This is a genomic window from Pseudomonas azerbaijanorientalis, from assembly GCF_019139795.1.
Taxonomy (GTDB): domain Bacteria; phylum Pseudomonadota; class Gammaproteobacteria; order Pseudomonadales; family Pseudomonadaceae; genus Aquipseudomonas; species Aquipseudomonas laurylsulfatiphila.
This window is the reverse complement of record NZ_CP077078.1, coordinates 3194946-3206158: the sequence shown is the minus strand read 5'-3', so window position 1 is coordinate 3206158 and position 11213 is coordinate 3194946. Positions and strand designations below refer to the sequence as shown.

11 protein-coding genes are annotated in these 11213 nt (G+C 51.0%); 1 reads left to right on the top strand and 10 read right to left on the bottom strand.

Features of this window, described 5'->3' with window-relative positions:
• Window positions 1-5: 5 nt before the first annotated feature.
• The 6 genes from KSS91_RS14250 to KSS91_RS14225 all read right to left on the bottom strand — a co-directional run bounded on the left by KSS91_RS14250 (window position 6) and on the right by KSS91_RS14225 (window position 4673).
• On the bottom strand, window positions 6-623 hold the full coding sequence (locus KSS91_RS14250) for a TetR/AcrR family transcriptional regulator (protein ID WP_217835123.1): 618 nt from the start codon (window positions 621-623) through the stop codon (window positions 6-8).
• A gap of 1539 nt (window positions 624-2162) precedes the next feature.
• Window positions 2163-2306: a hypothetical protein gene (locus tag KSS91_RS14245; RefSeq protein WP_217835122.1), complete on the bottom strand. Its 144-nt coding sequence runs from the start codon at window positions 2304-2306 to the stop codon at window positions 2163-2165.
• A 207-nt stretch (window positions 2307-2513) separates the two neighbouring features.
• Complete coding sequence (locus KSS91_RS14240; protein WP_217835121.1) at window positions 2514-2870, bottom strand: hypothetical protein; 357 nt, start codon at window positions 2868-2870, stop codon at window positions 2514-2516.
• 49 nt (window positions 2871-2919) lie between these two features.
• Window positions 2920-3324, bottom strand: a complete 405-nt coding sequence (locus tag KSS91_RS14235) for a DUF6957 family protein (RefSeq protein WP_217835120.1) — start codon at window positions 3322-3324, stop codon at window positions 2920-2922.
• Between the two features lie 113 nt (window positions 3325-3437).
• Window positions 3438-4166: a metallophosphoesterase gene (locus tag KSS91_RS14230; protein WP_217835119.1), complete on the bottom strand. Its 729-nt coding sequence runs from the start codon at window positions 4164-4166 to the stop codon at window positions 3438-3440.
• Window positions 4167-4169: 3 nt separating this feature from the next.
• Complete coding sequence (locus tag KSS91_RS14225) at window positions 4170-4673, bottom strand: hypothetical protein (RefSeq protein ID WP_217835118.1); 504 nt, start codon at window positions 4671-4673, stop codon at window positions 4170-4172.
• A gap of 327 nt (window positions 4674-5000) precedes the next feature.
• On the opposite strand from KSS91_RS14225, the gene KSS91_RS14220 reads away from it, so the two are divergent.
• Window positions 5001-5459 (top strand): helix-turn-helix domain-containing protein, encoded by a 459-nt coding sequence (locus KSS91_RS14220; protein WP_217835117.1) that lies wholly within the window; start codon window positions 5001-5003, stop codon window positions 5457-5459.
• Window positions 5460-5880: 421 nt separating this feature from the next.
• Here KSS91_RS14220 and KSS91_RS14215 read toward each other — a convergent pair whose 3' ends face one another.
• Genes KSS91_RS14215 through KSS91_RS14200 form a run of 4 tightly spaced genes read right to left on the bottom strand, consistent with a single transcriptional unit; the run spans window position 5881 to window position 10997 of the window.
• Window positions 5881-7404 (bottom strand): hypothetical protein, encoded by a 1524-nt coding sequence (locus KSS91_RS14215; protein WP_217835116.1) that lies wholly within the window; start codon window positions 7402-7404, stop codon window positions 5881-5883.
• Window positions 7401-8393, bottom strand: a complete 993-nt coding sequence (locus KSS91_RS14210) for an AAA family ATPase (protein ID WP_217835115.1) — start codon at window positions 8391-8393, stop codon at window positions 7401-7403. Before KSS91_RS14210 ends, KSS91_RS14215 begins: the two co-directional genes overlap by 4 nt.
• A gap of 10 nt (window positions 8394-8403) precedes the next feature.
• Window positions 8404-10398: a hypothetical protein gene (locus tag KSS91_RS14205; RefSeq protein WP_217835114.1), complete on the bottom strand. Its 1995-nt coding sequence runs from the start codon at window positions 10396-10398 to the stop codon at window positions 8404-8406.
• Complete coding sequence (locus KSS91_RS14200) at window positions 10395-10997, bottom strand: hypothetical protein (protein WP_217835113.1); 603 nt, start codon at window positions 10995-10997, stop codon at window positions 10395-10397. The genes KSS91_RS14205 and KSS91_RS14200 overlap by 4 nt, the downstream gene beginning before the upstream one ends.
• Window positions 10998-11213: the final 216 nt, after the last annotated feature.

Sequence of the window (11213 nt, the reverse complement as noted above, 5' to 3'; positions counted from 1 at the left end):
TACAATTACGACGAAAGGCTGCGTAGCACCAGACTGGACAATTTACTGGGCGCCTCATCGATGTAATCGAAGCCATGCTGCAGGAGCAGCGGGTTAAGGTATGGCCGAATGACCAGATAAATCGACATGACGGTTTCATCTAAAGGTGTCTTGCGCTCGAAGTCTCCGCTTTGGCGACCTTCCTGCAGAACGTTTTGAAGCAATTCGCGGATGCGCTCCTCATAATCGATCGTCACCCCCCAGCGCTCGGACGCTGCTGAAGTGGCAATCTCGTAGAGCTTGCGATCCTGTGAGAAAAGGCGAAGGCTCGCCTCGACTATCGCCTTGAACAGCCGCCGTAGCTTCTCCGGTGGGTGATCGGTTTCATTGACCGCTGCCCTCACCTCGGCCTCGATTTGGTTCAGGCAATTGGCACAAATCATCTCTCCAATCGCCTGCTTGGATTCGAAAAACTTGTAGATGTAAGCCTTGGAGAAGCCGATTGATCTAGCGAGATCGGAGACGGTCGTCTTCTCGTAGCCATAATGACTGAAGTGCTCGGTGGCGGCGGCTACGATCTGAGTGCGTACATCGTGGTCGGCCGGGCCGCGAGCCGGTGCTGAATTATTGACTGTTTGACCCATGATTTACCGCTCACCGTCTGCCATAGAAGTTGACAATTAGTGACTTATTTTCTTTTTGGTTACAAGCGTGATGACCATATCTTTGGCTTTGGGGGGTGCTCATTCAGGATGAGAACATCTGAGATGAATCCAACTACTCCTGACGGTCTCTACTTTGTAGTCAACGGGCAGCTGTGGCGCTCCACCAAACCATCGCTCAGTGAGGATGTACGGCAGCTGTTGATCAACGTTCTCATGGCCGCGCGACGTGGCCATCAGAGCCGGATCCCGCCCGCTTTTCGTTGTGCTGCCGGGGCAGCAATGCAGTCGCCTCTTCGCGTAAGCGGCTAGCCGTGCGAGTTGAATTCCTGGCTAATGCGGTACGTAGCATCTGGGCTCAGACAAATATCGAGGGTTTCATCTCTCACCCAGTGGCGCGGGCCGGATCGGCTGGCTGAAGCGAATATCGGCTGTTTCATCTCCCGCCCCCAGGCAAGGGCAAGATCGGCTCGCGGCAGCAAATATAAGCGGTTTCATCTCCGGGCTCCGCTGGCCGTTCCGCCCAGCAAGCACGGGCGTTTGAAGATTATCGGGGGGTTTCATCTCCCACGCCATGTCACGGGTCGGATCGGCTCACGGCAGCAAATATAAGCGGTTACATCTCCGGCTCCGCTGGCCATTCCGTCCAGCAAACACGGGCGTTTGATGATTATCGGGGGTTTCATCTCCCACCCCATGTCACGGGCCGGATCGGCTCGCGGCAGCGAATATCGACCGGTTCATCTCCCGGCCGTGCTGGCCATTCCGCCCAGCAAACACCGGCCTTTGGCGAATATCGGGGGGTTCATCTCCCACCCCCTGGCGAGGGTCGGATCGATTCGCGGCAGCGAACATAAGCGGTTTCATCTCCCGGCTCCGCTGGCCGTTCCGCACAGCAAACACGGGCCTTTGATGAATATCGGGGGGTTCATCTCCCACCCCATGTCACGGGCCGGATCGGCTCGCGGCAGCGAATATCGGCGGTTTCATCTCCCGGCCCTGCTGGCCGTTCCGCCAAGCAAACATGGTAATGGTCGAAGTCGAGACCGCTACTGACGTCTTGTGCGATGTATGCCGTTGCGCCGCCTGCTTGGGTACTGGCCGGCATCAGTTCGGAACTCTACACACTGGGGTAATGGCACTGCCCATAACGGAGAGTTCTACGAACTGCACCTGTGTGAGGGTTGCTTCTTCAAAATTCCCTGACCTGGCGCAGCAATAGATAATTTGTTCACCGAGAGCACAATTTGCAGGTTGGCCATGAGTTCGTGAGGGTTGAGCCCTGACCGCTTTTCGCTGTGTCGTTGGCATTGCTGCAGTCGCTCCTCCGCGTCAGCGGCTAGGCCGTTCGGGTAGGGCTGAGTTCAATCAGAAAGGGGCTTTAGTAATATTCCAGTTAGCATCCGGCCATATAGTGTACGCATGATAGCCTCCTCTCAGATGCCAACGTCGTGAGAACCCATCTTGAGAACCACCAGCGCACCTAACGATTTCGATGCACTGATCAACGCACCAAAATTTTCAGATGACCCTGCTGGGCGCCGTCAAAAGCAGCGGTGGCAGCTCATAGCTGGCGACATCTACAAAAGCACTTCCATCGAAGCGTTGCTCGAAGCCAGGGGCAAAGCTGAGGGCTACATCCATGGCTTGGTCGATGCCGGTCATTTATCGACGAGAGACTCCGACCGGGATTATTTAATCCTGAGCATTGTTCAGCGGCGACGTGAGTTTCTACAGAGGTTGCTGGATCACTACGGATACAGAACGTAGCCTACTTATTGAACATGGCCGAGATCTCATATGCATGGTGCGACAGTACCTGCTTGCAGTGATCTCACAATCGCCACATTGGAGCGTTGCCGAATTTGCCCCTCAGCAACGCTCACCTGACTGAAGCATCTCAAGAAAACTTCGCCGTCCAAAATCGCGCATAAAGCTACCGATGACGTAATAGCCATCTCGCGTTTCAAGTAGCCAGAAACGCCCTTCTTTCCGTGCAGAATGTATTTTTCCTGTTCGAAGGATAGTGCCATCCGCATTACGGTAAGCATCGTCGCGGGCAGAGTGACCGAACGAAATGCCCACGCATGTATCCTCAGCGATGAAAGCATCACTGATGAAAGCAGTAATGGGCACACTGTATTTTCGATGGCTCGCTCGCACCAAGCGACTCAGCTGAAAGTCACTCACATCCTTACCGTATAGCTCTACTTCGATTGCATCAAGCATCCGGCCAAATCTCCAAAATGACTCAATATGTGTTTGCGGTGTTCACCGCTCACGCGGGCGACATCGAAAACGCGGCACCCACAGTGGCCGATTTTCGTTGGCCTGGGCCCCATAGAAGGTAGACGGTATTCTTGGTTTCAAACATGCAGTCGTAAATGAAAGATACTCCAAAATTACTGCGCACCCACATGCCTGGCTGAAAGCGCCCTCTGCTGTCCACGACTATCTCGTGAGCGAACAGCGTCATGGGAAGCAGACCGAGGTTCGTAAGTTTTTCCTTTTCATCAGGCGTCACGGTGAGGTCGACCAAGATCCATTGCTTCACTAGGCAGAACGCTTTGCCGGGGAACACCTTTCCCGCTAAGGAAATCATGTCCTCTTGGGAGCCAGTCCAACCCGAAGTCTCCCCGTCGGTTCCGTAGAGTAGCTGAGCGATTTCATCCAGCGTGACCATATCAATTTTCTCATTGGCTTTAAGGTTCAAAGCGCACGGGTAGCCGTGTCCCCCGCCGCGCCCTACGCATGAACATTACGCTGTGACAAGAACTCGTCATTAGTCTGGATCACTCATATCTCGATCAAAAAATCCGGATCGAAACCTGTTTTTTGATTTGGATACCCGCGTGGATTGGAAACCACACGGCAACCATTCTTGAGGAAATCGGCTGCGACGTGGGTATGCCCGTAGACCCAAAGATCCGCCTTACCCAAGAGCTCTGGCCAGTCGTTGGCATAGGCTGCAATCAGGCTTTCAGGATGCTCGTCACCCACGTGATCCAACGCCGGTGCATGGTGCGTAACGACGACTGTTTTGCCTTCAAATGGCTTTTCCAACTCTTGTGTTAGCCAGGCATAAGCTGCTTTAGATTTAGCGATCAAGTCATCGGGACGGAGGCGACGGTAACTCTCATCTGTTCTGATGACGGTATAGTCGCTCATCCATTCCCAAGCGGCGCGTTTCGCGGCAACGACATCTCCGGTCGACGAGTAATCTGTCCACGCTGTAGTGGCCAAATACCTAGTTTGGTTCAGGATCAAGGTTTCGTTTTCGAGGACGTGGACATGAGGCGCTGCCGCCTCTTTCATTTTGCGGAGAGTGCGCTCGGTGTGGCCGCCGTAAAACTCGTGATTGCCACACACATAGATCACGGGGCGCCCGAACACCTCGCTCGCCCATTTCACGCCGCGTGATTTGATATCAATGTCGCCGGCGAGAATGACTACGTCCGCGTCGCTTGGGACGGGATCGAACCGAGCGAACCCGAGGTGCAGATCTGAATAGATTTGGATCTTCATGGATTAACCTGCTGCCGTTGTAGTGGCAGAGCGATTCGGGGTCTGATAGTTGGTGCAATGGAAATGCTTCCCGGCGGCAGTCATGGCGTCGTAGATCGTTCGAATATTGCTGAGCAAGCCTGCGTCGATCACGCCGGGCGAGCTGCTGTAGATTGCTCCGCTATCGACTTTATGAAGCAGTACGCACTCACCGTTTCCGTCATAGCCAACGATCACACTTATCAACTTTTCCATCCGGTCTAAAGAGCCCCCATTAATGCAAGCGGGAGTCACAACCTGAACCGCCTCAATCGTGTGCTCTCGGCTCCGCTGAGAGATTAGGTGGGCCAACATAGAGGGGTCTGTTGGCATCAACTTTTTGAACCGAACCCCTGCTTCTTCACAAATGCGAAAGCGAACGTGATACCAAAAATCTTCCGAGTTTCGCTCGACCATCCGCCAAGCCGTGCGGCCAAGCCCGGCAAATCCCGGTAGGCCGACAAGACAAGTTTCATCTGAAATAAACATGATGGTTATATCCGTGACATCAATATTTTGGTTTTGAGAGCTCTTAGAGCGTGAGTGACACCACCCGCCATAACACGCTCTGCGGCGCTTTTTCTGCATTCGACGAGCCCGGGAATGTGGCTTCGGACAAAAAGGAATGAGTCCTTGCCGGCTTTTTGCGTCCACTCGCCAGGTGTCAATTTATGCCTAATGTTTTTTGTTGCATCCTTTTTGAAAGTATGCATTAAACAAGAAGGTGATCACGATACCAGACCCACAAGCTCGATGTACAGAGTAGCCGGGTCAATAATTTGCTGGCCTTATCCTCCGTTTTGAGGACAAGTCGTCATGCTGGCTCAGAGTCTCGCGGTGGTGCTTCGCGCGCTACGAAAAACAAGAGAGCTCACTCAGGAACGACTCCCCTCTAGTAGGAGCTACGCCTTTGCCCTAGAGGCAGGCACGCCGAAAAATATATCGCTAGGCAAGCTACTGGAGCTTTCAAAGAGCCTTGAGATCACGCCCCTGGCGCTTATGGTGTTGTGCGAGTCTATCGAGAGTGAACAGGACTCTCTGGATGTCATAGGCAAGCTGAAGGAGGAGCTTCGTCATCTCCGCTCGATCGGCCTAGATGAGGAAATACGCGAGGAGCAGCTAAGCTCCAGCCTCGTATCAAAAGCTAAGGCTCGCGAAATCGCTGACAGCAAGAGACTCGCTGTTAAGCGTCTCAAAGAGGAAGGTAAATCAAGAAAGGAAGTCGCCGAAGCCCTAGGTATTTCAAAGTCTTCTGTCCAGAGATTCTGGGTTTGATTGATTCCAGCTACTCACCTGGGCTCAAGTCATCGCTGGCAAGATCCGCTGTGTTGAAACCAGTAGCGGACAAAAAACGCGAATTGTCTCTGGGATGTAGGGCGATGCTAAAAATACGGGTATGTCTACGAATACATGCGTGGGTTAGAGTGCCGCAACGATCCGGGTAGTCCGCTCGGTGCGCGGGCTGGCATGCGAAGACTTGGCGCCTGTCACCGCGCCCACGAATATCAGTGCGCTCGAACGTGGAAAATTCAACATCACCGTTGATAAATTTCGAGCTATCCACGCCCCCGAAGCTTGACCCTGTGGCCCTTCTAGCCATCAGCATTTCTTTGCGCAAAGGTGAGCTCCCCGAAGCGGCTTTGGAACGAGCCCATGTCGAGCTGGAGATTTTCCGATCAGAAGGAGTAACTCCCCGCTAAAGATCGAGACGGCGATTACTGCTTGATCCAAAGTTGTGCAGGGCACAGAGGATGTTCTGGTTGTTTTTCAGCGCCGAGTAGTAATAGCGATCAAGCCTCACCTGCAGCGGATACCTGCGACGAATAGCGCAGTCTGGGATGCTGCCTGCGAGCACAAACTCTGGATCTTCCATGAACAAGATCGCATCCCAGTAGATATAGTCTCGGTACCGGCGTGCGGTTTCGTAAATCATCGGAACTACAAAGCTAAGCAGACTGCCGTCATGCCTGTAATTCAGCACAAGCGTGCGACAATCTATCTCCCGAAAGTGGCGGAGTATGCTCCACATCTTGTAAAAGTTGCCAATCAACCTATACATCCCTAGCTCACTCTCGCACTGTAGGGTTTCCCCGTGCAAATCAGATCTCATAACGTACGAATGCAAATGGCTTATTTTTATATGCAGCATATCCCAGGGCGAGACACCCCAGCGCCGAGAAAAGACAATCAAGTAAGCCATCACGCAGGGGCATATGGTATCAAGATTGAAAGCATACCAGTTTCCCGAAGCCGTACGAACAAGGCGCGCAAAACATTTTCTATGCAGGCGTATATAGCGACGATATATATACCTACGAATAGACTTGGTGGTTGATACAGAATCTTCGATATCAGCGTGTGGCTCCGCTTTCCGTATGGCTTCATGCCACATGGCACATTCTTCGCTAAGAGAACTGAGGATGTGATAAAATCTTATTTCCCAGGCGAGCTTTGAAAGAGGAATTTTCAGCATTGAAGCTGGCACTTCAGCGTTAGATGCAAAATATCCAGGCGATGCACGATCTGCTAGGAATTTGAAAAAGACTTCTTTATCTTGCAGTTTAGACGGCTCTGCCGCCACTACCTCATAGATGTCCTGCCCTACCAAACGCAATCCACGCTTGATCCAATCTTTGAGCCCGTCACACCAAGCGATTACTTCGACTTGAAAATCTTTAGGCGTCTCTTCTGACGATAAAACATCAAGGATAATTCCCAAATGCTTGCATCTCTCTGAAGCAGCTGCGATCCCTTCCTTTCCGCGCCATTTCTTTGATAACACATCCGAGCATTGCTGGCAGTCTTCAAGGGCTTCATGATGCCAAGGAAAATGCGTAATGTGTTCGAAGTAGAATACTACCGAATGATATCCCATCTTGATGCATTGAGGGCAGTGTCGGATTCTGGGTCGAGGCCTCATTTCTAGGGTTCCACACTCCCAATATCCGGGCAAGGGAAACCAGCCATCTAAAAACGAATATTTAAGCTCGTTGCGCATGAGTCCACATGCGTCCTCCACTCTTGAATGAGGAACTTGAGCACCGTCCCACCAACGATCGAACTCCTCGGGTTCGGAGCCACCAACCTCCAAAAGTTCGCGAATCTCATGAAAAGCGCGAGAGTGGTTCCATTTCATCACATGGAGAAATATTAGCCAGGAGGAAGTGTATTTGAACGGAGGCCTAAGAAAGATTAGATGCACTGGATTCGACGATTTCATAACACGCCGCTCTGTTTCAGAATATCTGCATAGCTGCTCAGCCCCGACTCTAACGTAGCAGATTCTATAATTTTTTGAGTCACAGTAAACTCAGGGGCGTCTCGCTTCATTGAGCGAATCAAAATAAGCCTGAACACCTCAAATACGAATGCGGTGGGAAGCAGAGGAAGATTATATATTTTCACAGCCTCAGACATTACCTGATAAATGTCTGAGGCCTTGCTGGCAAGCCGAAAGCCAGCGGCATATGCTTGCGGAAGAAAAAACTGTGTGTAGGTGCAACCGCTTCCGGCGGGATAAGTAAAATCCTCATCGTACCCTTTCATAGTTCCAGTCATCCAGGCATGGTCTGTGCAATACGGAAGATCCCATACTTCGCTAAGAAACCGGGCAGTCAACTCCGCACGTTTCTGCTCTTTAAGTAATTTAATGGCATAGCTAATTTGTGTTTGGCTAAAGCCAATGAGCGTTGTGTCAATATTAGCCACGGCTAGTTGATTTTGGATATACTGTAGCTGCTCAAAATCCTCTATCGTAAGCGTTTGCAACTCATCTAAGAATAGAACCCAGTGCCTTCCCCCCCTGTTTCGCAGGGTGCTTTCTATATCATTCAGTACATCTACTCGCAATACCCCGATATCTATTCTCTTAGGCAGTCGGAAACCCAATGACCTGGCCAAATTCTTAACGATATTTTCCCGACGTTTCCGATCACCGTTTGTATCCGCGGAGACGTGCGTCAGAAATCTGTCCTTGAATGCAGGATGACTATTCAATGCGCTGATCACGAAATTACATGCCGTAGTTTTCCCCATCCGGGGGAAAGCCTTAAAGACCAGGCAGGTCTTATGAAGCATTACACAGTCCATGACTATCCCGAGCACCTGCGGCATGCTAGGAGTGAGTGCGACATAGTTCTTTGTCACTAACGGGTGGTTCCACAGGAGCGTCTCTTGCTGCTCGGCGTCGTACGGGTCATAAGTGTTCATAAGGCCCCTCTTAGAGCTTTTTGACCAATTCGATGAGGTCTAAGCTGCTAGGTGGAACAAGAAACTCGCGCTCCGGTATAGGAGCCTGCGGAGTCAGAGGGGGGGCTGGCTGTTGCAGCGCTACATGTTGAGCATTATTCGCAACCTCGGAAGCGCTACGAGATTGCTCAGTTCTCAGCCTATCAAGCTCCGATGCCGACCTTCGATCTTGATTGTTACTCGCCGCAGCTGCTTCCAGATTTGCTTCCAGATGTCGCTTGTAGGTCGCAATAATGCTAACACCACTCGTACGAAATATGACCTTCCGAAACATCAGTGAGTTGATCTTGTCACGGGTTCTAAGGCTATGAGGGAGCTCAGCCCAGTCCCCCTGTACCGTGAGAGGCCCTATAGGAGCGCCATTTTCTAGAAACCCTTGTACGACTCGAATGTCCGACTCGTTGACTTCAATGATTATTTTTCCCCCAACGAGATCGGAACTATCCATCAATCTGGTCGAGGTATATCTGGCTCGCTTAAAGTTAATATAAGGTCGATGACCATCTTTGACTCCACCTTTGACTGTCCGCGTGCTCTTTACGCTGACAACGCCCAATGATTGACGCATATCAAGTGGTGGCCGCCTCGGTATATAATGATCGTTCCTTACCAACTGTGCGACCGCTTCAAGTGGGGACAAATTCCGCAGGCCCTCGGTCGGCTCCGCATTCAGGTTAGCGAGATACGCGTAGACCAATTGATCGAGTTCATCACTGGTGACCCGGAACTGATTAGCAGCTCGTTCGGGATCAATGGCTCTGCCTTTATCAGGGCCTGCACCCGTAGTATTTGGAAAGCGTTGAATCAAATCCGCAGCCAGAAGCTTAAATTTATGTTCGATGTTCGGTCGTCTTTCCGGGCGGCCAGGCACACCATATTCATTTATGCATCCAGTTTGCATTCGGAGCGTACTGATCTTATCACTTAGGTGTGCTAACGCATTATCAAGTCGAATGATCGACGGCTCTACCTGCGTCATCTCAGGAATGACCTCTGCGGGAAACCCCGCACCCGGGTTTATATCCAAATCCTTGATTGTAAACTCGGGTCTTGGGAGCTTAGCGCTAAGCATTTGGCGTAATAGTGCCACGACATCTTCAGCAGTCACGTCGTCACCATGAACGACATAAAACCAAAGCACTGCAGAAGTCAGTGACTCGACTGCTGCAAGGAGGTGCAACTTTTTCAAATTATGATAGGTTTCAATCCCATATTCATGTTGAAGTATCAAGATGAATAATGCATCGACTGTATACGAATCAATCTCAATAATCTCCATCAAGCCCCTTGACTTGGTCAGTGAGGAATGCCCTGTACCGACAGGTATATGCGCTATCGCACCACGATCACCAGTAATATGAACAGCCCGCTCAAAATTTTGATCTCGCACTTTGCTCACATAGGCCGTCAGGGTTCTAATGCCGCGATGCTTTGTGTTAAATGGCCACTTCGCTGTCGGGTGCCCGTTGTCGTTTAGAATATTTATAAAGGCCACGTGAAGATCTTTGGGCCGCATTTCGAACTGCACTTTTTTATTTTTTCCTTTGGGCTTCCTCTTCAAGATAAGATCTTGAAGTTTCGACTCAAGTTTTGGGTAAAGCGTGAAAGTCGCCCCTAGAACGCCAGAGAGCCCAGCGCCCGATTGCCACAGGGACGCATCAACTTCCTTCGTACGCCTGTAGGATTTTATTGCAATATGAGGCAAGAGTGCGCGGTAACCATAAACAGATCGATCAGGTGCTAACAACAGGCAGCGCTTTATCATTTTCTTTAAGTAGCTGCCATCTATGTTGGTGGCATGCTTGATGGATTCGATCGTACTTCCAATCATGTACATCTCAAGCGCCTGTTTCCTGTGCCGGTAGATGTAGGCACAATTCGGCTCCAAAGATTGCACAGAGACTTCTTCCCAAGGCATCGTGGCCTGGATAAGCTCGATGATTTGCGAGCGAGAGCGCCTGCTCATAGTGCGCGCCAGACTGTGTTGTAACCAAAGCCGTTTTTGCCAACCTCAACCATCACAGATCCAGCAATGATCAATCTGCAGATAACACCCAGCGCGATGGCTTGATCTGAGATATCCACGTCATCAAGGAGAGACCGGATCGTCCCCTCCTTCATCAACTGAACTTGGGTGCCCACCAGCTCAGTTTCATGGTCAAGTTCGTAACTCCTCACCTGCGATGCCATAGCAATCACTTTCAGCCAGAAGCCCAATTGATAGGCGACTAATGCGAGGTGGGCGAACGTAATCGAAACGAGCTGAGCGTGGTGAACGACCTGATCAGTGAGTCGATAACGAATGGGCATTGATTTGAGGTCTGGGTCGAGCTTCTCCTCGGCGTCTATCTGATGGAGCGCGACCGAGCCATCCCGGCGCTCAACCCATATCCCTCTGAGCTTCGTAAAATCATCGGTGTCATCCGCATTCAAGCTGATATCAACATCCTCATCGAACCTGTAGGCCAGCACGCTTGAGCTGGTCTCAAGCTCAGTAGCCCAATGGATGATTTCCAGGTCGCCCAAGATGATGAGATCAGCATTCATTTTCGGGCTATAGGTCATCCAGAGACTTCGATTGTGACCGCTCGTCTTCCTAATAGCCGTTAGCTGTTTTCGGCGGTGACCTTTCATTGTCGCCATGGGACTGGATCTCGCTGGTTGCAGAGGTTCGAAATCGCTTCCCAAAATTTTACTACGACAGACGGCGCCTTCTAGGACTTATTGGAAACTTCAATCAGCATACAAAGATCGGTAAGATATAAAGGTTAGGTGGTCTCA

What these genes read in the sequence shown, in the direction of transcription:
- KSS91_RS14250 (WP_217835123.1), bottom strand. Translation starts at nt 623, where the DNA reads ATGGGTCAAACAGTCAATAATTCAGCACCGGCTCGCGGCCCGGCCGAC.
- KSS91_RS14245 (WP_217835122.1), bottom strand. Translation starts at nt 2,306, where the DNA reads ATGACCGGCATCGACCAAGCCATGGATGTAGCCCTCAGCTTTGCCCCT.
- KSS91_RS14240 (WP_217835121.1), bottom strand. Translation starts at nt 2,870, where the DNA reads ATGCTTGATGCAATCGAAGTAGAGCTATACGGTAAGGATGTGAGTGAC.
- KSS91_RS14235 (WP_217835120.1), bottom strand. Translation starts at nt 3,324, where the DNA reads ATGGTCACGCTGGATGAAATCGCTCAGCTACTCTACGGAACCGACGGG.
- KSS91_RS14230 (WP_217835119.1), bottom strand. Translation starts at nt 4,166, where the DNA reads ATGAAGATCCAAATCTATTCAGATCTGCACCTCGGGTTCGCTCGGTTC.
- KSS91_RS14225 (WP_217835118.1), bottom strand. Translation starts at nt 4,673, where the DNA reads ATGTTTATTTCAGATGAAACTTGTCTTGTCGGCCTACCGGGATTTGCC.
- KSS91_RS14220 (WP_217835117.1), top strand. Translation starts at nt 5,001, where the DNA reads ATGCTGGCTCAGAGTCTCGCGGTGGTGCTTCGCGCGCTACGAAAAACA.
- KSS91_RS14215 (WP_217835116.1), bottom strand. Translation starts at nt 7,404, where the DNA reads ATGAAATCGTCGAATCCAGTGCATCTAATCTTTCTTAGGCCTCCGTTC.
- KSS91_RS14210 (WP_217835115.1), bottom strand. Translation starts at nt 8,393, where the DNA reads ATGAACACTTATGACCCGTACGACGCCGAGCAGCAAGAGACGCTCCTG.
- KSS91_RS14205 (WP_217835114.1), bottom strand. Translation starts at nt 10,398, where the DNA reads ATGAGCAGGCGCTCTCGCTCGCAAATCATCGAGCTTATCCAGGCCACG.
- KSS91_RS14200 (WP_217835113.1), bottom strand. Translation starts at nt 10,997, where the DNA reads ATGACCTATAGCCCGAAAATGAATGCTGATCTCATCATCTTGGGCGAC.